The sequence below is a fragment of the Williamsia sp. MIQD14 genome (assembly GCF_051025635.1).
Taxonomy (GTDB): Bacteria; Actinomycetota; Actinomycetes; order Mycobacteriales; family Mycobacteriaceae; genus Williamsia_A.
Window position 1 is genome coordinate 444,434 of record NZ_JBPFDG010000005.1, and the last position, 20,397, is coordinate 464,830.

The following is a 20,397-nucleotide window of genomic DNA, read 5'->3' on the forward strand; positions in this document are numbered from 1 at the left end:
CAGCCTTCCGATCGCGGAGCGATCACACCAATCGTCTCGGCCCGGTATCCGCTCTGGTGGGTACCGGGCCGATGCGTATCCGCCCGGAGAGCACCTCGGCGCCGTGCTCGGAACACAGGATCGGGTCGAGGGCGACCTCGCGGATCTCGGGCAGATCGTCGACGAGCGTCGACACGCGGATCAACAGGTCGGCCAGCGCATCACGATCCACGGCGGCCTGTCCGCGGTAGCCGCTGAGCAGCGGCGCGGACCGCGGCGCGGCGATCAGTTCGTGGGCGTCTGCCTCGGTCAGCGGGATCGCCCGGTGGGCATGATCGCCGAGCAGGTCGAACGTCGCCCCCGACAGCCCGAACGAGATCAGTGAGCCGAACGACGGGTCGTCGCGGACCCTGATGATCGCGGCCACGCCGCGCGCCGCCATCCGTTGCACCTGGAGGTACCGCTCGCCGGTCACCGCGGCGAGCTCGTCGAACGCCGCGCGCACGGTCTCCGCGGTCGAGAGGTCCAGACGGGCACCCTCCCCGTCGAGGCGGCCACGCCACTTGGTCGAGACCGCCTTCACGGCGACCGGGTAGCCGAGGCGCTCGGCGGCGGCCGCAGCGGAGTCGGCGTCGTCCACCTGGACGAAGTCGGTGACGCCGATGCCGTAGGCCGCCAACACCTGCGCCGAACGTCGTTCGTCGAGAGCGACCGTCTCCCGGTGGGTGTCGTCGCCGACGGCGCGCACCGCTGTGCGGGCGGCGTCGGGGTCGACGTCGGCCGGTCGGACCACCGGCGACTCCGGACGGGCGCGCCACTGCGCGTAGCGCCATGCCTGTCCCAGCGCCGTCGCCGCCCGCTCGGGGGCGGGATAGGACGGGATGGAGCCGCGCACCGGTGTGCCGTCGCCGTCGCGCACGGTGAGGTTCGCGGGGATGCCCTCGACCGCGAGGAACGTGGAGACGATGGTCTTCGCGCTGCCGGCGGTGGCGTCGGTGAGGGCACGTGCGTAGCTGTCGGCACCGACCGCGACCGGGGGTACGAACACCGCGACGATGGCGTCGACCCCGTCGTCGGCGACGACCTGACGCAGAGCGGCCGCGAACTCGCCCGCCCCGGCGCCGGCGCCGAGATCGATCTGCTCGACCACGCGCAGCCCGAATCGCTCCCCCGCGCTGCCCGCGAGCACGCCGAGAACCGTCGAGTTGCCGACGATCGCCACCCGTGGGCCCTGCGGCAGCGGTTGATAGGCCAGCACGGTCGCGCAGTCGAAGAGGTCGGCGATCGTGTCGACCTGGATGACGCCCGACTGTTCGAGAACCGCACGCGCACTGGCGTCGTCGAGGGTGGAGTCACGACGCTCCTGCGAGGGCGCCACCGCCGACCGACCGGCCTTCACCGCGACGATCGGCTTGTTGCGCGACACCCTGCGAGCGAGTCGGGAGAACTTGCGCGGGTTACCGAAACTCTCGAGATACAGCAGGATCACGTCGGTGCGCGGGTCGCTGTCCCAGTACTGCAGAAGGTCGTTGCCGGAGAGGTCGGCGCGGTTGCCCGCCGAGACGAAGGTCGACAGCCCGAGGTGTCTGCGTGCCGCGGCGTCGAGGATCGCGATGCCCAGTGCGCCCGACTGGCAGAAGAACCCGACGCGGCCGGGGCCGGGTACGCGGGGGGCGAGGGTCGCGTTGAGGGCGATGTCGGGGTCGGTGTTGATGACGCCGAGGGCGTTGGGGCCGACCAGTCGCATGCCGTGGGCGCGGATCTCGTGCACGAGGGTGCGTTCGGTGACGGCGCCGGCGTCGCCGGACTCGGCGAATCCCGCCGAGACGACGACCATCGTCTTCACGCCCTTCGACAGACAGTCCTGCAGCACGTCGCCGACGGTGTCGGCGGGGACCGCGACGACGGCGAGGTCGACCGGGTCGGGGATGTCGCGGACCGATGCGTAGGCGCGGATACCGCGTACGGCCCGTGCCTCGGCGTTCACCGGGAACACCGGCCCGTTGAACCCGCCCTCGATCACGTTGGCCAGCAACGCGTTACCGACCTTGCGGCGGTCGGCCGAGGCACCGATGATCGCGACCGACGACGGCGTCAGAAGGTTCGAGACGCTGCGCGCCTCCGACCCCACCTCACGGGAGTTGCGCACGGTGAGCAGCGCCTCGGTCGGGTCGATGCGGAACTCGACGTGGACGGTCGAGCCGTCGAAACTGCGCGAGAGTTGATATCCGGCGTCGCGGAACACCGCGAGCATGGCGCGGTTCTCGGTGAGGACCTCGGCCTCGAAACGGTCGAACCCGTTCTCCGCGGCGGCCCCGGCGAGATGTTCGAGCAGCACGGTGCCCAGGCCGCGGCCCTGATGATCGTCGGCGACGACGAAGGCGACCTCCGCGGCGTGCGGTCGACCGGCGAAACGCAGGCTCTCGTAGATCCCGATCGCGATGATGCGGCCGCCGAGCAGCGCGACGAGGGCAACCCGATCGTGGTGGTCGACGGTGGTGACGTGGCGGACGTCGCGTGCCGACATCTCCGGGTACGGGCCGAACCACCGCATGTAGCGGGTGCGCTCGGACAGCGTGGCGTGGAAGGCGACGATCCGATCGGCGTCGTCGGGGACGATCGGTCGCAGGTGCACCGCTCCCCCGTCCGACGCGAGCACGTCCGCGGTCCAGTGCTGCGGGAAATCCCACGGCCCGTTGGCGGTTCCGGCCGATCCGTCCGCAGGCGAGGGTGTGGTGTCGTCCGGCGCCACGGCGGGTCCCGTCGTCGACGACTCGTCCGCCTGTCCCTCATCACGGTCAGTCACGCGGATCCTCCGGGTCGAGGCCGCGCAGCGGGAACACCGCGCGGCGACTGGCGAGGATGGCGGCATCGGTCGCCGTGTGCAGGTGGGCCGAGATCCCGTCGGCGGGTTCCTGTCCCCAGTTGCCCTCCCACCTGTCGAAGTCGACGTTGCCGCCGTCGGACATCGTCTCGGCGGAGACGTCGGTGGCGAAGTCCTCGTGCACCGCCGAGGCCGCGGCGTGCGCCGAGGCACGCCACGCCGTACCGGTGGGGGTCGCCGGGTCGACGTCGCGGTCGAGGGCCGCGGCGATGAGGTGTGTCCAGATGCGTGGCACCACGTCGACCACGCCGTATCCGCCGCCACCGACCGCCAGCCACCGGCCGTCGCAGTGGCGATCGGCGAGGTCGCGCATGGCATGGATCGCGGCGCGCTGACCGTCGATGGTGAGGGCCAGGTCGGTCAGCGGGTCGGCGCGGTGACTGTCGACGCCGCACTGACTCACGATGATCTGCGGCCCGAAATCGGCGACCAGGCTCGGCACGATGGCGTGGAAGGCCCGGAGCCACAACCGGTCCGGTGTCCCCGGCGGGAGCGGCACGTTCGACGTGGTGCCCTCACCGTCGCCCTGCCCGACGTCGCTCGCGTACCCCGTCCCCGGGAAGAGGGTGGTGGGGTGCTGGTGCAGCGACACCGTCAACACGCGCGGGTCGGCGGCGAAACACCGCTCGACACCGTCGCCGTGGTGGGCGTCGATGTCGATGTAGGCGATGCGGTCGAAACCGGCGTCGAGGAGGCGGTGGATGGCGACGGCGCAGTCGTTGTAGATGCAGAAACCCGAGGCCCGTGCGGGCATCGCGTGGTGCATGCCGCCACCGATGTTGACAGCGCGTCGTGCGGCTCCGCGAGCGATGGCGTCGGCCGCGGCGACGGTGCCGCCGACGAGCAGGGACGCCGCCTCGTGCATCGCCGGGAAGACGGGGTTGTCGGCGCCGCCGAGGCCGAAGATCCGTTCGCCGACCGCGGCGGAGTAGCCCGGGACCACGTCACCCGACGCGGTCGCGCCGGCGGCCCGGACGGCCTCGATGTACTCGGCGCGGTGGACGGTGGTGAGCATCTCGGTCGAGGCGGCATCGGGGACGATCGGCTCGACACCGGAGAGGACGCCGAGGTGGTCGGCCAGTGACATCGTCAACGCCAGCCGGATCGGGTTCATGGGGTGACTCGGACTCCACCGGTAACCGAGGAAATCGTCGGTCCAGACCACGAGCGTGTCGGTGCGCGCACCCGTTCCGATCACGTCGGATCCTCGTTCGCCGCCATGGCCCCAGGCTAGAGCGAGTCGCCTCGGCGTGGAGCGACCCGGTTGCGGGTAATCTGTCCCGTGTGACGATGATGCCCCGAGTGGCGGAGGGATGGGCACCGTGAACGATCTGGTGGACACCACCGAGATGTACCTGCGCACCATCTACGACCTCGAGGAGGAGGGCATCGTGCCCCTCCGGGCGCGGATCGCCGAGCGTCTCGAGCAGAGCGGACCGACGGTCTCGCAGACCGTGGCGCGCATGGAGCGCGACGGTCTGTTGCGCGTCGCGGGCGACCGTCAGCTCGAACTCACCGAACAAGGACGTTCGCTGGCCATCGCGGTGATGCGCAAGCACCGCCTCGCCGAGCGGCTACTGGTCGACGTGATCGGCATGCCCTGGGACGAGGTCCACGCCGAGGCGTGCCGCTGGGAGCACGTGATGAGCGAGAACGTCGAGCGCCGTCTGCTCGAGGTGCTCGAGCACCCGACCACCTCGCCGTACGGCAACCCGATCCCCGGGCTCGACCAGCTCGGTGTCGAGGGCGCCACCATGGACAACGCGACGCGGCTCTCGGACCTGCCCGAGGGCGAGCCGGTCGCCGTCATCGTCCGCCGGCTCTCCGAGCACGCCCAGGACGATCGGGACCTGATCAGCAAGCTGCGCGAGGCCGGCGTGGTGCCGAACGCCCGCGTGACCGTCACCAGCGAGCAGGGTGCGGTGATCATCAACGCCCCCGGTCACGGTGGACTGCGACTGTCGTCGGAGATGGCGCACTCGGTCCACGTGGAGAAGGTGTGACGCGCCCGGTGTCGGCATGAAGCTGCTGGTGACCGGCGGCGCCGGATACGTCGGCAGCGTCTGCGCCCGGGTGATGATCGAGGCCGGCCACGAGGTGACCGTCGTCGACAACCTCATCACCGGCAACCGTGATGCCGTCCCCGACACCGCCGAGTTCGTGGAGGGCGACGTCAGTGCCGTCGCCGCGGACGTCCTCGGTGGTTCCCGCTTCGACGGTGTCCTGCACTTCGCGGCCCAGTCGCTGGTCGGCGAGTCGGTCGAGCAGCCCGAGAAGTACTGGTACGGCAACGTCGTCGAGTCGCTCGACCTCCTCGAGGCGATCCGGCGGACGGGGACACCGCGTCTGGTGTTCTCCTCGACCGCGGCGACCTACGGCGAACCCGAGTCGGTCCCGATCCTCGAGTCCTCGCCCACACGACCGACCAATCCGTACGGCGCCACCAAGCTGGCGATCGATCATGCGATCACCTCCTACACCGGCGCCCACGGCCTCGCCGCGGTGAGCCTGCGGTACTTCAACGTCGCGGGCGCCTACGGCGGTGCCGGCGAGAACCGGCGTGTGGAGACACATCTCATCCCCATCGTGTTGCAGGCCGCGCTGGGCCATCGCGACTCGGTGAAGATCTTCGGCACCGACTACCACACCGACGACGGCACCGCGGTCCGCGACTACATCCACGTCTACGACCTCGCGCGGGCGCACGCCCTGGCCCTCGAGTCCGCCGTCGCCGGTCGTCACGAGATCTACAACCTCGGCAGTGGGTCGGGTTTCTCGGTCCGTCAGGTCATCGAGACCTGTGCCGAGGTCACCGGTCTCGACATCCCGGTCGAGGAGGCGCCCCGTCGTGCAGGCGATCCGGCGGTGTTGATCGCATCGAGCGACAAGGCCATCAGCGATCTCGGGTGGTCGCCGACGAACACCGCTCTGCCGACGATCGTCGCCGACGCCTGGGAGTACACCCGGGCCCTCGGCGAGCGGGCGCACTCCGCTCCCCCGGCCTGACCCCGACGCCCCCCGGGTCAGGCGCCACGTCGCATCCGGTGCTGCGTCGGCGGCAGGGCGACACCCAGTCGGCGTGCGAGATCACGACTCGTCGGCAACAGTTCGGCGAGGACGTCGGGTCGCATGCCTGCCCGCAGCGACTCGTCGAGCAGCCTCGCCAACGAGTGCTCGGGATCGGCGGCGAGTGCCGCGTCGAGCGCGATGCCGGCCATCGCGCCGTCACCGGCGACGTAGTGCAGATGGGCCAGCAGTGTCGCCGCCGTGGCCCGTCCGCGTCCACGCAGCCGTCGGGTGAGATCGGCCCACAGGTGCTGCGCGTCGTCGGCGCGATCACTCGAGGCCAGGGCCAGCAGCGCGTCGCGGACGAGAACCGAACGGATCGCGTCGTCGAGGGCGACGACCTCGGCGCAGCGCGGATCGGACCCGAGACCGGACGCGACGGCGGCCAGGACCAGCCGCAACCGCGCGGTGTCGTCGGGCGCCGGGCCCGACACGGTCGCGTCGGCGGGGCAGATCCGTCGCTCGCAATGCTGTCCGGGCTCGACCGCGGCGGTCATCTCCGCGCGGGACGCGGCCATCACCCGTCCGGTCTCGACGGCATGGGCCACGGCCATGGGCGTGAACCGCGGATCGGCCAGCCGACCCCCGGCCAGATGGCGATCGGGGTGCCCCCACGCGGTGTACCACCGGGCGCCCGAGGCGATCTCGTCGGTGGCGAAACCGGCGGCGAGGCCCAGATCGGCCAGGCCGAGATCGATGACGTCGAACAGTGACGCCCATCGCGGGTCGTCGCCGGGGATGCGATCGTCGATCACGACCGCGAACACCGCCGACACACGTTCGCGCAGACAGACACCGCAGAGGTGATCCACGACGGCGCACATCATCTCGCTCGGTTCACCGAACGGATCGAGATCGATGTCGTGGCGCATCGTCACCCCGACCCGCGGTCCGGCGCCGACGAAGGTGATGAGGACCAGGGAACGCTGCGGGATGAAGCCGAGCATCGCGGGTACGGCCGCGATGAGGTCGCCGGGATCGTGGAGGGTGACGGTGGTGGGATCGATGCTCATGCGACGACCGTGGCCCAGCACGCCGACGCCGTCGGACGTGCGCGACGCGATCAGGGGCGGTTGTGCACAGTTCGCCCCGATCCACACGTCACCGACCGCGGGAACGCTCCACGGCCTTGGTGAACACGGCGTCGAGGGCCGCACCGTCGAGGCGGGACCCGGAGAACGAGAGGTAGGAGGCGTACACCCGGATCCCGTCGTTCTGCGCCGCCAGGACGGTCGTGGTCTGTGTGAGGGTCACCGGCGCCTGCCCTGAACTCGACACCCGGCGGAACGCGATGGACGCCTGGGAGTCGACGGGTGAGGCGGGGAGCGCCTCCTGGGTGACGCGGGAGGTGACGCCGCCGATGTCGGCGGTGTAGCTCCCGCACCGCGACACCAGGTCCGACAACTGTGACAGCGGCGTCTGTGCGCGGGTGGTCACGACGGTGAGGTTGCCCCCGGACGTCGACATCCCGGTGACGACGACCGTGTCGCCGGAGCCCGAGGGGATCTGCGGCGGCAGGCACGACGCCGGGTCGACCGTGCCGCCGAGAGGTCGGCCGGCGAGATCGGCGAGGGCGTCACCGGCCTGCTCGCTGCGCAGCCGGGTCGCGGGATAGTCCGAGGGGAAGTCCGACGGTGACAGCGCGAGCCGATCGATGGCCGACGTCCCCCCCGCACCGTCGGTCCCGGGGGCTCCCGACGCCGCGACCGGTGTGCCGTCGACACCCTCGGCGCAGCCCGCGACCAGGCACGCCGCCGCGGCGGCACCGATGAGTGCGGCACCGAGCCGTCTGCGGGTACGGGGGGTGCGCGGGTCGGTCACCGTAACGACTGTGCCATCTCGCCGCGTCGCACCCGCGGACCGACACGACGTCGGCGTCAGCTGCCGCGGGCGATCCACTCCTCGAGGTGCGGGGCCTCCACGCCGACCGACGTCGAGTCGCCGTGCCCGGTCCGTACCTCGGTGCCCGGGTCGAGGGTGAAGATCCGCTCCCGGATGGACTCGATGATCGTCGGGAAACTCGAGAACGAGCGTCCGGTGGCGCCGGGGCCCCCGGAGAACAGGGTGTCGCCGCTGAACAGCACCGCCGCCTCGGGCAGGTACAGGCAGCACGACCCCGGCGAGTGCCCGGGTGTGTTGATGAGCACCAGCTCGGTCCCCGCGACCGGGATTCGTTGCCGGTCCTCGATGTCGCCGTGCGCGGCGTCGGGATGGGTCTCACGCCAGAGCATGTCGTCGCCGGGGTGGAGCAGGACCGGTGCGTCGAGACGCTCCGACAGCTCCGGGGCGACGGTGATGTGGTCGTTGTGGCCGTGGGTGGCGACGATGGCCCGCACGGTCCGGCCCGCGACGGCCTCGATGATCGGTTCGGCCGAGTGCGCCGCGTCGATGATCACGACCTCGTGGTCGTCGCCGACGAGCCAGATGTTGTTGTCGACATCCCAACTGCCGCCGTCGAGTTCGAACTTCCCCGACGTGACGACGTGATCGATGCGGAAGGTCACAGCACGACCACCGAACGCAGGACGTCGCCGGACTCCATCTTGTGGAACGCCGACTCGATGTCGTCGAGCGAGATCCGTTCGGAAACGAACTTCTCGAGCGGCAGGCGTCCCTGCCGGTAGAGATCGACGAGCATCGGGAAGTCGCGCTCGGGCAGGCAGTCGCCGTACCAGGACGATTTCAGGGACCCGCCGCGCGAGAAGAAGTCGACCAGCGGCAGTTCGAGCCGCATCTCGGGGTTCGGGACACCGACGAGGACCACCGTGCCGGCGAGATCACGTGCGTAGAAGGCGGTCTCGTAGGTCTCGGGGCGACCGACCGCGTCGATCACCACGTCGGCGCCGTTGCCGTCGGTGAGTTCCTGGATCGCGGCGACGACGTCGTCGACCTCCGACCCGTCGATGGTGTGGGTGGCCCCGAGATCGGTCGCCCAGGCGAGTTTGCGGGCGTCCCGGTCGACGGCGATGATCGTCGACGCCCCGGCGAGGCGGGCGCCGGCGATGGCGGCGTCGCCCACGCCGCCGCATCCGATCACCGCGACGCTGTCGCCGCGTTCGACGTGGCCGGTGTTCATGGCCGCGCCGAGTCCGGCCATCACGCCGCAGCCCAGCAGCCCGGCGACAGCGGGATCGGCCTCGGGGTCGACCTTCGTGCACTGTCCCTCGTGGACGAGGGTCTTGTCGGCGAACGCGCCGATGCCGAGCGCGGGCGTCAGCTCGGTGCCGTCCTCCAGGGTCATGGGGGCACTGGCGTTGTGGGTGTCGAAGCAGTACCAGGGACGTCCGCGCTTACAGGCGCGGCACTGGCCGCACACCGCGCGCCAGTTGAGGACGACGTAGTCGCCGACGGCCACGTGTGTCACCTCGTCGCCGATCTGCTCCACGGTCCCGGCGGCCTCGTGGCCGAGCAGGAACGGGTACTCGTCGTTGATGCCGCCCTCGCGGTAGGCGAGGTCGGTGTGACACACGCCGCACGCCGCGATCGCGACGACGACGTCCCGGGGTCCGGGATCGGGCAGCGTGATGGTGACGACCTCGGTCGGTGCACCCTTGCTCTTCGCGACTACCCCTCGCACCTGCTGTGGCATGGAACGTCTGACCCTTCGTCGGTGGATGTCGTGTTCGTGCTCTCATGCCGATCTTGGCATGAGTGATCGACGACACGCGATCGGCGCCGCACACGCCCTGTGGGAATCGCCGGTGGTGCCCCGGTCGTTGACGCTGGGGACACCGGCATCCGCCCATCCCGCCGGTCGGCACGATGGTGACCCCCACCGCCGGGATGAGCGACAATGGACAGATGCGACCGAGGGTGGAGCCCTCGCCGTCGCGATCACAGGAGGACACCCATGGACGAGAAGTCCACGCTGTACGAGCTCGAGTTCCCCGTGCCCCAGGTCGCGGGCGAGGAGGGCACGGGCCCGGTGCTGGTGCACGCGATGGAGGGGTTCGCCGACGCCGGACACGCCGTCGCGCTGGCCGCCGAGCACCTGCGCGACAGCCTCGAGTCGGAGCTGGTCGCGACGTTCTCCGCCGACGAACTCATCGACTACCGGTCGCGTCGACCCACCATGACGTTCTCGGGTCAGGAGTTCACCGACGTCGACATGCCGGAGCTGACCATCCACGCGATCCGTGACAACGGCGGACGCCCGTTCCTCCTGCTGGCAGGAAACGAGCCCGACCTGCGATGGGAGCGTTTCGTCGAGGCCGTACGCGGTCTGAGCGACCACTTCAACGTGTCATCCGTCGTGGGCCTCAACGCCATCCCGATGGCGATCCCGCACACCCGACCGTCGACGATCACCGCGCACGGATCGGACGCCTCGTTGCTCGGTGACCTGCCCCGCTGGGGTAGCCCGCTGAAGATCCCGGCGAGCGCGTCGATGCTCGTCGAGTTGCGTCTCGCCGAGCACGGCTACCCGACGGCCGGTCTGTCGGTGCATGTGCCGCACTACCTGTCGCAGGCGCAGTACCCGGGGGCGTCGGCAATGCTCATCGAGTCGCTGGCCACCGTCACCGGACTCGATCTCCCGGTCGCCGCCCTCGAGAACGCCGCGGCGAAGGTGCGCGTGCAGATCGACTCCGAGGTGGAGGGCAACGCCGAGGTCGAGTCGGTCGTGTCGGCGTTGGAGAGCCAGTACGACGCGTTCACCACGTCGCAGACGGAGAAGGCATCGCTGCTCGCCGCCGACGAATCGCTGCCCAGCGGCGATGAACTGGGCGCCGAGCTCGAGGCCTTCCTGGCCGATCAGACCGCGGCCGACGACGTCGACACCGACGGCGCGCGTCGCGAGCTGCCCGACGACCACGACGGTCCCGGCAGCAGCCCCGATGCGACGCCGCCGACCGGAGACGGTGTCTGATCGCCGAGTCGGCCACCCTCCCCACCCCGGCGTCCGCCGACGCCGACGACCTCTTCGACACACTCGGTGAGTGGGTCTCCGCGCGCGGGATCACGTTCTACCCCGCGCAGGAGGAGGCGCTGATCGAACTCGCGTCCGGCGCGAACGTGGTGCTGTCCACGCCCACCGGTTCGGGCAAGTCGCTCGTCGCCACCGGTGCCGCCTACTTCGCCCTCGGTCGCGGTCAACGCACCTTCTACACCGCCCCGATCAAGGCGTTGGTGAGCGAGAAGTTCTTCGACCTCTGCGCGCAGTTCGGGGCCGAGAAGGTCGGCATGATGACCGGCGACGCCACGGTGAACCCGGGTGCGCCGATCATCTGCGCCACCGCGGAGGTGCTGGCGAACCTCGCCCTGCGCACCGGCGCCGAGGCCGACGTCGGCCTGGTGGTGATGGACGAGTTCCACTACTACGGCGACACCGAACGCGGCTGGGCGTGGCAGGTGCCGCTCATCGAACTGCCCCACGCCCAGTTCCTGCTGATGTCTGCGACGTTGGGCGACGTCACCTTCTTCGTCGACGATCTCACCGAACGCACCGGTCGGCCGACCGCCGACATCAGCGGCACCCAGCGACCGGTCCCCCTGGACTACAGCTACGTGCTCACCGCGGTGCACGAGACCATCGAGCGACTCATCGAGGCCGACCGCGCCCCGGTCTACGTCGTGCACTTCACCCAGCAGTCGGCCGTCGAACGCGCACAGGCCCTGCTGAGCGCGAAGATCATCACCCGCGAACAGCGCGACGCGATCGCCGCCGAGATCGGCGACTTCCGGTTCTCCGCGGGCTTCGGTTCGACGCTGTCGAAACTGGTGCGCGCGGGGATAGGCGTCCACCACGCCGGGATGCTGCCCCGCTATCGCCGTCTCGTCGAACGGCTTGCGCAGCAGGGACTCCTGCGGGTGGTCGCCGGCACCGACACCCTCGGCGTCGGTATCAACGTCCCCATCCGCACGGTGCTGCTGACCGGTCTGACCAAGTACGACGGCGTCCGCACCCGTCATCTGCAGGCGCGCGAGTTCCACCAGATCGTGGGCCGGGCAGGCCGTGCGGGCTACGACGATCGCGGCTACGTGGTGGCCCAGGCGCCCGAACACGACGTCGAGAACGCCCGAGCGACGGCCCGCGCGGGCGACGACCCGAAGAAGCTCAAGAAGATCCAGCGGAAGAAGGCCCCCGAGGGCTTCGTCTCGTGGGGCGAGCCCACCTTCGAACGACTCATCGCCGCACCGCCGGAGCCGCTGCGGTCGCACTTCCGGGTGTCGACCTCGATGGTGATCGACGTGATCGCACGTCCCGCCAACTGTTTCACCGCCATGCGCCACCTCCTGGAGTGCAACCACGAGCCGCGAGAACGGCAGCGACGACACATCCTGCGCGCCATCGAGATCTACCGCGGGCTGCTCACCGCCGGACTGGTGGAACCGATCGATCCGTGGACCGCCGAACCCTCCGACACCCCGGGCGGCAAGACCGTCCGGCTCACCGCCGACCTCCCTGCCAACTTCGCCCTGTCGAATCCGTTGTCGTCGTTCGCGATCGCCGCTCTCGAACTCCTCGACCCCGCCGACCCCGGCTACGCGCTCGACGCCCTGTCGGTGATCGAGTCGATCGTGGAGGACCCGCGGCAGGTGCTGCGGGCGCAGCGCTCGGCCGCCCGCGACGTCGCCATCGCCGAGATGAAGGCCGACGGCATCGAGTACGAGGAGCGGATGGAGCTGCTCGAGGAGATCGACCACCCGAAGCCGCTCGCCGACATGCTCGACGCCGCCTTCGAGATGTACCGGCGCGGCCACCCGTGGGTGTCGGGAACTCCCCCGGCGCCGAAATCGATCGTGCGCGAGATGGTCGAGAGCGCCATGGGTTTCACCGATTTCGTCGGCGCCTACAAGCTCGCTCGCAGCGAGGGGGTGGTGCTGCGTTACCTCACCGACGTGTACCGCTCGGCGCGGCACGGGCTGCCCACCGCGCTGCACACCCCCGAACTCGACGACCTCGTCGCATGGCTCGGCGATCTCGTCCGACGGGTCGACTCGAGTCTCATCGACGAGTGGGAGCAGCTGACCCACCCCGACGACACCGGAGACGACCGTGCGCCCGCGCCGCCGACGGCCGGGCCGAACCTGCGCGCGGTCCGCGTCGGGGTGCGCAACCACATGTTCGCGTTGGTCTCGGCCTTCGCGCGCCGCGACCTCGCGTCCCTGTACCGCCGACACCCCGACGTCGAGTGGCGCGACGACGTCGACGACTACTTCGACGAGTACGACGAGGTCGGGATGGGTCCCGACGCGCGCAGCCCGCAGCTGTTCACCCTCGACACGTCCGAGCAACCGTGGCGCGTCCGCCAGACACTCGACGATCCCGAGGGCGACCACGGGTGGGCCATCACCGCGCTGGTCGACCTGCCCGACGCCGACGGTCATCCCGAGGGCACCGACGGCGCGGCGTCCGACGGTCAGCCCGTGATCCGCGATGTCGAGGTCGTCGCGGGCTGAGGACTCCACGGGCGGGATCGTCGCACCGTGATTGACAGTGTGCTGTCATAATGACAGTGTGTTGTCACTCGGTCCCCACGTCAGGAGTTGCCATCAGCACCCCACCGCGTCCCGTCCTCCTCGCCGTCTACGACACACTCGCCGACTGGGAGTTCGGCCTCGCCACCGCACACATCAACTCCGCCGCGCACCAGACCGACCCCGGTCGGTTCACCGTGGTCACCGTCGGGCTGACGGATGCACCCGTGCGGACAATGGGTGGCGTGCGGGTCGTCCCCGACATCACCGTGGCCGACATCGACGAGACGGCCACCGCGGCTCTGATCCTCCCCGGCGCGCAGCTCTTCGCCGACGGCTACGGCACACCGTGGGCCGAACTGGCGGCGCGGCTCCTCGACGCCGGCACCCCGGTCGCGGCGATCTGCGGGGCCACGTCGGCGCTCGCGCGACACGGCGTGCTCGATCGACGCGCCCACACCAGCAACGCGGCCGAGTACCTCGACGCACAGCCCGGATACCGGGGCGCCGAGTTCTACGTCGACGACCTCGCGGTGACCGACGGTGACCTGATCACCGCGAGCGGCATCGCCCCGGTCCACTTCGCGCGGGCCGTGATCGAACGGCTCGGCCTCTACCGACCCGAGACGCTCGACGCGTGGTTCGACCTCTACGAGAACCACGACCCGACGGCCTACCCGCGCCTGATGGCGACACCCGCGTGACGCATCCGCAGCGTCTCCTCAGCGACACCGCTCTGCTGGCGTTCCGGCTCAACGGCCAGTTCCTCGCTCTGGCGGAGGATCTCGCGGCGCCCGCCGGGCTGACCGCGACGCGGTGGCAGGTCCTCGGCGCGGTGGTCGACGAGGCCTTGCCGGTGTCGCAGATCGCGCGAGACATGGGCATCACCCGACAGAGCGTGCAACGCACCGCCGATCTCCTGGCCCGCGACGGCCTGATCGAGTACCTCCCCAACCCTGCACATCGCCGGGCCAAGCTCGTCACCCCCACCGTCGACGGTCGGGCTGCCATGACGCGCATCTCCCCCGGTCACGCGCGTGCAGCAGGTCGACTCACCGACGAGGTGGGCGGGCAACGGTGGGAGACCATCGTCGACGGTCTCCGCACGCTGTCGGCGGCACTCGACGCGATCGAGCTGCAGACCTGAGCGGAGCCGGCGATCTCAGGCGAGCTCGTCGAGCCCGTCGGACACGCGGTGCGCGAGCTCGCGGGTCTGCTCGGTGGTCATCACGAACGCGGGCGAGATCTGCAGCGCACCCGCGCCGGCCGCACGTCCGCTGACCCCGTGGCGGCGCAGCGCGGTGACCGCGGCCGGACCCTGAGCGGGATCGGCCAACTGCACCGCCGCCACGGCGCCGACACCGCTGCGCACCTCCGACACCACGGAGTGCTCGGCCAGGGGTGCGAGGGCGGTGTGCAGATCCGACTCGAGTCGTCGCGCCTCGTCGAGCAGCCCTTCGCGTTCGATGATGTCGAGGTTGGCCATGGCGGCCGCGGCCGCACCGGCGTGGCCACCGTAGGTGTAGCCGTGACGCCACCACACGCCGCCGGAGAAGAACGGCTCGGCGATGTGGGGGGCGACGAACACCGCCCCCATGGGCACATAACCCGACGTCAGCCCCTTCGCGGTGGCCATCATGTCGGGCTGGAGATCGAAACGTTGTGAGGCGAACCAGGATCCGCCGATGCGCCCGAAGCCAGTGACGACCTCGTCGGCGACGAACAGCACGTCGTGGTCGCGGCAGATCTGTCGCACCTCGGCGAGATACCCGTCCGGCGGGGGGTAGATGCCGCCCGCTCCGATGACGGGTTCGCAGAAGAACGCGGCCACCGAGTCGGGGCCGACGCGTTCGAGGAGTCCGAGCAGGCTCTTGGCGTCGTCCCACTCGACGGTGGCGGCGTCCTCCATCAGGGTGCCGTAGCCCTCGCGGTTCGGGGGCAGCCCCGACAACGCCGTACCGGCGACGTGCATGCCGTGGTAGGCCTTCGTGCGCCCGATGATGAGCTTCTTGTCCGGCCGGCCAATCTCGTGCCAGTACCGACGGGCGAGCTTCGCCGCGGTGTCGATCGAGTCGCTGCCACCGGAGGTGAAGAAGACCTTGCTGCCCGCGATCGGGGCGATCGCGCCGAGCCGCTCGGCGAGTTCGATCGTCACCGCGGGCGCGACGTCACCGAATCCGGAGTAGTGCGCCAGCGTCCCGAGCTGGCGTGCCACCGCGTCGGCGATCTCGGTGCGACCGTGGCCGACGTTGGTGAACCACAGTCCCGCGGTCGAGTCGATGTAGCGGTTGTCGTCGGTGTCCCAGATGTACACCCCCGAACCCCGTGCGATCGCGAACGGACCGGAGGAGCTGACCGCCCCCATGTCGGCGAACCCATGCCACAGCGTCGACGTCATGGGGCCCATCATGCCTGTCGGCCATCGGTGCGGCGGGGCCACATCCCCTTGCGTCGTGCGGTGCCGCATGTACGGGGCGGGGCTCGACCGCGCGGGAACGAATATCGTAGGAGACATCATGTCCCGACCCCCTCGCACAGGCTCGACCGACGGCAGGTCGGCACGTCGCCGCCGCAGCGGTCCCCGGGGTCCGCGCACCGACGCGACGACCGGGGCGTCCGAGCCGCGCGTCACCGACGTCGCCGCGCTCCCCACACTCGACGAGAACGAGGTGTCGATCGTCGACGCCCACCGGTTGCGGCGGCGGGTGGCCGACGCCCGCGACGACCGGTCCCGCCACCGTCTGGCCGGTTCGGTCGACGCCGCGCGAGCACGCCTGGCGCGGCGGGCTGCGCTCGTCCCCGAGCTGACCTACCCCGACGAGTTGCCGATCTCGGGGGCGCGCGACGAGATCGCGGCCGCGATCGCGACCCACCAGGTCGTGGTCGTCGCCGGCGAGACCGGATCGGGCAAGACCACCCAGCTGCCGAAGATCTGTCTGGACCTGGGCCGCGGCGTGAGGGGCGCGATCGGTCACACGCAGCCACGCCGGATCGCCGCGCGGGCGGTCGCGACCCGGATCGCCGAGGAGACCGACACCGATCTGGGCGCCGCCGTCGGATTCGCCGTGCGATTCGACGACCGGTCCGGCGCCGACACCCTCGTGAAGGTGATGACCGACGGCATCCTGCTGCGCGAGATCGGACGCGATCCGCTGCTGCTGGCCTACGACACCCTCATCATCGACGAGGCGCACGAACGCAGCCTCAACATCGATTTCATCCTCGGCTTCCTCAGACAACTGTTGCCCCGTCGACCCGACCTCAAGGTCGTGATCACCTCGGCGACGATCGACCCCGGGCGATTCGCCGAACACTTCGGCACACCGGAGCACCCGGTCCCGGTCATCTCGGTGTCCGGCCGCACCTACCCGGTCGAGATCCGCTACCGCCCGCGCGATGCCGCCGGCGAGGAGGACGACGACCACGACGACATCGATCAGATCGCCGCGATCGAGGCCGCCGTCGGAGAGCTCACCCGCGCCGGTCCCGGAGACATCCTCGTGTTCCTGGCCACCGAGCGCGAGATCCGCGACACCGCCGACGCACTGAGGCGCCGCCTCGACGACCGTGTCGACATCCTCCCGCTCTTCTCACGACTGTCCACCGGCGATCAGCAGAAGGTGTTCTCGACGTCGGACCGTCGACGGATCGTGTTGTCCACGAACGTCGCCGAGACCTCGCTCACCGTGCCCGGCATCCGTTACGTGGTCGATGTCGGCACCGCGCGCATCTCCCGGTACTCGTTGCGCACGAAGGTGCAGCGGCTGCCGATCGAGCCCGTCTCCCAGGCCAGCGCCCGGCAGCGGGCGGGTCGCTGTGGACGCGTCGCCGACGGCATCTGCATCCGTCTGTACTCCGAGGACGACTTCGAGGGCCGCCCCGAGTTCACCGAACCGGAGATCCTGCGCACCAACCTCGCATCGGTCATCCTCACGATGACCGCCCTCAACCTCGGCGACATCACCGACTTCCCGTTCGTCGAGGCGCCCGATGCCCGCTCGATCCGCGACGGCATCGGCCTGCTCGAGGAGCTCGGCGCCGTCGACGGGACCGGCACCCGCCGCGGTCTGACGAAGGTCGGGCGCGACATCGCCGACCTGCCGATCGATCCGCGCTGGGCGCGGATGGTGGTCGCGGCGCACGAGAACGGCGCGCTGGCCGAGGTGCTCGTCATCGTCGCGGCGTTGTCGTTACCCGATGTCCGCGAACGTCCCACCGAGAAGCGTCAGGCGGCCGACGAGTCCCATGCGCGATTCGCGGTGGCAGGATCGGATTTCCTGTCGATCCTCGCGCTGTGGCGACACCTCGAGCAGATGCGGGACGAGCTGTCGAACAACCAGTTCCGCAAACGATGCGAACGCGAGTTCCTGCACTGGCTCCGGATTCGCGAATGGCGGGAGCTGGTCCGACAGCTCGAGCGCATCACCGCCGACAAGGGATGGACCCCCAACACCTCCGACGCCTCGCCCACCGCGGTGCACCAGTCGCTGCTCGCCGGCCTCCTCGGGCACATCGGTGTCCGCGACGGCGACACCCGCGAGTTCCTCGGCGCGCGCGGCACGCGGTTCGTGGTGTTCCCGGGCTCTCCGTTGGCCAAGAAACCGCCCCGGTTCGTGATGGCCGGTGAGGTCGTGGAGACCTCGCGACTGTTCGCCCGCACGGTCGCCGGGATCGAGCCCGAGTGGGCCGAGAAGATCGCCGGACCGTTGGTCAAACGCTCCTACAGCGAGCCGCACTGGTCGTCGAAACGGGGTTCGGCGATGGCCTACGAGCGGGTCACGCTCTACGGCGTGCCGCTCGTCGCGCATCGCGCCGTGCCGTTCGGGCGCGTCGACCCGGAGACGTCGCGGGACCTGTTCATCCGGCACGCGCTGGTCGAGGGCGACTGGCGCACGCGGCATCCCTTCTTCGAGCGCAACCGCCAGATGCTCTCCGACGCCCGTGATCTCGAGCACCGTGCCCGCCGCGGCGACCTGGTCATCGATGACGACCAGCTCTTCGACTTCTACGACCAACGCATCGGTCAGGAGGTCGTGTCCGCGGCGCACTTCGACACCTGGTGGAAGTCCGCTCGTCGCGAGAAGCCCGACCTTCTCGACCTCACCCCCGACACGGTGGCCGACCCCGACGCGGTGTCAGCGACCGAGTTCCCCGATCACTGGCAGCAGGGTGAGGCGCGTCTCGACCTGACCTATCAGTTCTCCCCCGGCGCCGAACGGGACGGGGTGACCGTCCACATCCCCCTCGCACTGCTGCCACGGGTCCGTCCGTCGGGTTTCGACTGGCTGGTCCCGGGGTTGCGTACCGAGCTCGCCGTGGCGATGGTGCGGAGTCTGCCGAAATCGGTGCGGCGTCGCCTGGGTCCCGCCGCCGATGTCGGGGCCGCGGCGATGGCGGCGCTCACCCCTCGTAGCGAACCGGTCGCGGTCGGGCTGGCCCGGGAGGTCGGTCGCCAGACCGGGGTCGCGGTGTCACCGAACGATTTCGATCCGGCGGCACTGCCGCGCCACCTGCGGATGACGTACGCGGCGGTCGCCGACGACGGATCGGTCGTCGCCACCGCCGAGTCGCTCGCCGGACTCCGCGAACTCGTCGGGGGCTCCGGTCCGTCGGTGCCGTCCGGCGGTGGTTCCCGCGCGCTCCGGGGTGCTGGGTCCACGGCCCCCACGCCGACACCGATCACCGAGTGGACGGCCGCCGGCATCGGCACCATCGCCTCATCGGTCGTCGAAACCGTTGCCGGTCAGCAGGTCACGAGTCATCCCTACCTGATGGTGGTCGACGGTGGTGTCGTACGTGCTGTCGCGACCACGGCAGCCGAGGCGCAACGGCAGACGCACCGCGCCATCCGACGCCTGCTCGAGATCTCGATCCCCGCGCTCAAGCCCTCGGCGGCCGGTCAGTTGCCGGTCGCGGCGCGCCTGGCGTTGTCGCAGAGTCCCTACCGCTCGATCGACGACCTGCTGCGCGATTGCACGCGGGCGGCGATCGGCGATCTCACGGGGCCGACCGCACAGGTGCGCGACCCGGCGGCTTTCGCGGCGTTACGGGCCGCCGTCGCTCGTGACGCCCCGTCGGTGGCCCGTGCCGCCCTCGCGGCCGCGGCCGATGTGTTGACCCGTGTCGCGCCGATCCGCGCCGAGCTCGATCGGCTCGGTGCGGCTCCGGCCGTCGACGATGTGACCCGACAACTCGACGATCTGGTGTTCGACGGGTTCATCGGCGCCACCGATGCCGAACACCGAGCGCGTGTGGCGGTGTACCTCGACGCCATCCTGGTGCGGCTGGGCAGACTGCCCGCCGCGACGGCGACCGATGCGCGGTCCATGGAAACGCTGGATCGTGTTCTCGACCGGTGGGCGGAGGTGGTCGAGCGGGCGACACCGGCACGGCGCGTCGCCCTCGGGGAGCAGATCCACTGGATGGTGGAGGAGCTACGCATCGGGCTGTTCGCCGAGCGGATCAGACCCGCCTACCCGGTGTCGGAGCAGCGGATCCTACGGGCGATCGACGGGCTCGCCGGCGGCACCGACGGAGGCGGTGGCGGCGCGCGACGGTGACGCCCGCAGGTCGTCGATCTCGCGCTGGAAATCGTCGACCGATTCGAACGACCGGTACACCGAGGCGAAGCGAAGGTAAGCGACCTCGTCGAGCTCGCGCAGGGGTCCCAGAATGGCCAATCCGACCTCGTTGCTGGGGATCTCGGCCGATCCGGAGGCACGCACGGCGTCCTCGACCTGCTGGGCCAGAAGCCGCAACCGGTCCTCGTCGACAGCGCGGCCCTGGCAGGCGCGGCGCACGCCGAGCATCACCTTCTCCCGACTGAACGGCTCGGTGACCCCGTTGCGTTTCACGACGGCGAGCACCGCACTCTCGACGGTGGTGAACCGGCGACCGCAGTTCGAGCACGAACGGCGGCGGCGGATGGCCTGTCCCTCGTCGGCAACCCGCGAGTCGACCACTCGGGTGTCCTCGTGCTTGCAGAAGGGGCAGTGCATCGACGTGTCCTCGAACCTGATCCGCGGGCGACGCGCGTCGAGGACGAGCCC

At 70.4% G+C, this 20,397-nt stretch carries 15 protein-coding genes; 7 read left to right on the forward strand and 8 right to left on the reverse strand.

What is annotated here, in order from left to right; translation table 11 throughout:
• Positions 1 to 22: 22 nt before the first annotated feature.
• Both ACQ7HM_RS19545 and ACQ7HM_RS19550 read right to left on the reverse strand, forming a co-directional pair.
• The gene (locus ACQ7HM_RS19545) at positions 23 to 2,785 is read right to left on the reverse strand and encodes a GNAT family N-acetyltransferase (RefSeq protein WP_434217893.1); all 2,763 of its coding nucleotides are present in this window, start codon (positions 2,783 to 2,785) and stop codon (positions 23 to 25) included.
• Positions 2,778 to 4,061, reverse strand: coding sequence for an acetoin utilization protein AcuC (locus tag ACQ7HM_RS19550; RefSeq protein WP_434217894.1), 1,284 nt, complete (start codon positions 4,059 to 4,061; stop codon positions 2,778 to 2,780). The genes ACQ7HM_RS19545 and ACQ7HM_RS19550 overlap by 8 nt, the downstream gene beginning before the upstream one ends.
• Before the next feature lie 124 nt (positions 4,062 to 4,185).
• On the opposite strand from ACQ7HM_RS19550, the gene ACQ7HM_RS19555 reads away from it, so the two are divergent.
• A complete protein-coding gene (locus ACQ7HM_RS19555) occupies positions 4,186 to 4,866 on the forward strand; it encodes an iron dependent repressor, metal binding and dimerization domain protein (RefSeq protein WP_434217895.1) in 681 nt (226 codons plus the stop codon).
• Positions 4,867 to 4,882: 16 nt separating this feature from the next.
• Positions 4,883 to 5,869: a UDP-glucose 4-epimerase GalE gene (gene galE / locus ACQ7HM_RS19560; RefSeq protein WP_434217896.1), complete on the forward strand. Its 987-nt coding sequence runs from the start codon at positions 4,883 to 4,885 to the stop codon at positions 5,867 to 5,869.
• A gap of 17 nt (positions 5,870 to 5,886) precedes the next feature.
• Here galE and ACQ7HM_RS19565 read toward each other — a convergent pair whose 3' ends face one another.
• The 4 genes from ACQ7HM_RS19565 to ACQ7HM_RS19580 all read right to left on the reverse strand — a co-directional run bounded on the left by ACQ7HM_RS19565 (position 5,887) and on the right by ACQ7HM_RS19580 (position 9,518).
• Positions 5,887 to 6,942 (reverse strand): DUF4192 domain-containing protein, encoded by a 1,056-nt coding sequence (locus ACQ7HM_RS19565; RefSeq protein ID WP_434217897.1) that lies wholly within the window; start codon positions 6,940 to 6,942, stop codon positions 5,887 to 5,889.
• A gap of 88 nt (positions 6,943 to 7,030) precedes the next feature.
• Positions 7,031 to 7,750, reverse strand: coding sequence for a hypothetical protein (locus ACQ7HM_RS19570; protein WP_434217898.1), 720 nt, complete (start codon positions 7,748 to 7,750; stop codon positions 7,031 to 7,033).
• A 56-nt stretch (positions 7,751 to 7,806) separates the two neighbouring features.
• Positions 7,807 to 8,433 (reverse strand): MBL fold metallo-hydrolase, encoded by a 627-nt coding sequence (locus ACQ7HM_RS19575; protein WP_434217899.1) that lies wholly within the window; start codon positions 8,431 to 8,433, stop codon positions 7,807 to 7,809.
• Entirely contained in the window at positions 8,430 to 9,518 is a 1,089-nt protein-coding gene (locus ACQ7HM_RS19580) for an S-(hydroxymethyl)mycothiol dehydrogenase (RefSeq protein ID WP_434217900.1), read from the reverse strand. The genes ACQ7HM_RS19575 and ACQ7HM_RS19580 overlap by 4 nt, the downstream gene beginning before the upstream one ends.
• A gap of 261 nt (positions 9,519 to 9,779) precedes the next feature.
• Here ACQ7HM_RS19580 and ACQ7HM_RS19585 point away from each other — a divergent pair, with 261 nt between their 5' ends.
• Genes ACQ7HM_RS19585 through ACQ7HM_RS19600 form a run of 4 tightly spaced genes read left to right on the forward strand, consistent with a single transcriptional unit; the run spans position 9,780 to position 14,495 of the window.
• Positions 9,780 to 10,796: a proteasome assembly chaperone family protein gene (locus tag ACQ7HM_RS19585; RefSeq protein WP_434217901.1), complete on the forward strand. Its 1,017-nt coding sequence runs from the start codon at positions 9,780 to 9,782 to the stop codon at positions 10,794 to 10,796.
• Positions 10,796 to 13,330 (forward strand): DEAD/DEAH box helicase, encoded by a 2,535-nt coding sequence (locus ACQ7HM_RS19590; protein ID WP_434217986.1) that lies wholly within the window; start codon positions 10,796 to 10,798, stop codon positions 13,328 to 13,330. The genes ACQ7HM_RS19585 and ACQ7HM_RS19590 overlap by 1 nt, the downstream gene beginning before the upstream one ends.
• A 50-nt stretch (positions 13,331 to 13,380) precedes the next feature.
• Complete coding sequence (locus ACQ7HM_RS19595; protein WP_434217902.1) at positions 13,381 to 14,052, forward strand: DJ-1/PfpI family protein; 672 nt, start codon at positions 13,381 to 13,383, stop codon at positions 14,050 to 14,052.
• Positions 14,049 to 14,495, forward strand: coding sequence for a MarR family winged helix-turn-helix transcriptional regulator (locus ACQ7HM_RS19600; protein ID WP_434217903.1), 447 nt, complete (start codon positions 14,049 to 14,051; stop codon positions 14,493 to 14,495). Before ACQ7HM_RS19595 ends, ACQ7HM_RS19600 begins: the two co-directional genes overlap by 4 nt.
• Positions 14,496 to 14,510: 15 nt before the next feature.
• Here ACQ7HM_RS19600 and ACQ7HM_RS19605 read toward each other — a convergent pair whose 3' ends face one another.
• Complete coding sequence (locus tag ACQ7HM_RS19605; RefSeq protein ID WP_434217904.1) at positions 14,511 to 15,746, reverse strand: aspartate aminotransferase family protein; 1,236 nt, start codon at positions 15,744 to 15,746, stop codon at positions 14,511 to 14,513.
• 118 nt (positions 15,747 to 15,864) lie between these two features.
• On the opposite strand from ACQ7HM_RS19605, the gene hrpA reads away from it, so the two are divergent.
• Complete coding sequence (gene hrpA, locus ACQ7HM_RS19610) at positions 15,865 to 19,908, forward strand: ATP-dependent RNA helicase HrpA (protein ID WP_434217905.1); 4,044 nt, start codon at positions 15,865 to 15,867, stop codon at positions 19,906 to 19,908.
• On the opposite strand, the gene nrdR is transcribed toward hrpA, so the two are convergent.
• Positions 19,846 to 20,346 carry a transcriptional regulator NrdR gene (nrdR, locus tag ACQ7HM_RS19615; RefSeq protein ID WP_434217906.1) on the reverse strand — a complete coding sequence of 167 codons (501 nt, stop codon included), beginning with the start codon at positions 20,344 to 20,346 and terminating at the stop codon, positions 19,846 to 19,848. The genes hrpA and nrdR overlap by 63 nt on opposite strands.
• Between the last annotated feature and the right edge of the window lie 51 nt (positions 20,347 to 20,397).

Coding starts and splice junctions, on each gene's coding strand:
- galE (WP_434217896.1), top strand. CDS start 4,883: ATGAAGCTGCTGGTGACCGGCGGCGCCGGATACGTCGGCAGCGTCTGC.
- ACQ7HM_RS19565 (WP_434217897.1), bottom strand. CDS start 6,942: ATGAGCATCGATCCCACCACCGTCACCCTCCACGATCCCGGCGACCTC.
- ACQ7HM_RS19580 (WP_434217900.1), bottom strand. CDS start 9,518: ATGCCACAGCAGGTGCGAGGGGTAGTCGCGAAGAGCAAGGGTGCACCG.
- ACQ7HM_RS19585 (WP_434217901.1), top strand. CDS start 9,780: ATGGACGAGAAGTCCACGCTGTACGAGCTCGAGTTCCCCGTGCCCCAG.
- ACQ7HM_RS19595 (WP_434217902.1), top strand. CDS start 13,381: ATGACAGTGTGTTGTCACTCGGTCCCCACGTCAGGAGTTGCCATCAGC.
- ACQ7HM_RS19605 (WP_434217904.1), bottom strand. CDS start 15,746: ATGACGTCGACGCTGTGGCATGGGTTCGCCGACATGGGGGCGGTCAGC.
- hrpA (WP_434217905.1), top strand. CDS start 15,865: ATGTCCCGACCCCCTCGCACAGGCTCGACCGACGGCAGGTCGGCACGT.
- nrdR (WP_434217906.1), bottom strand. CDS start 20,346: ATGCACTGCCCCTTCTGCAAGCACGAGGACACCCGAGTGGTCGACTCG.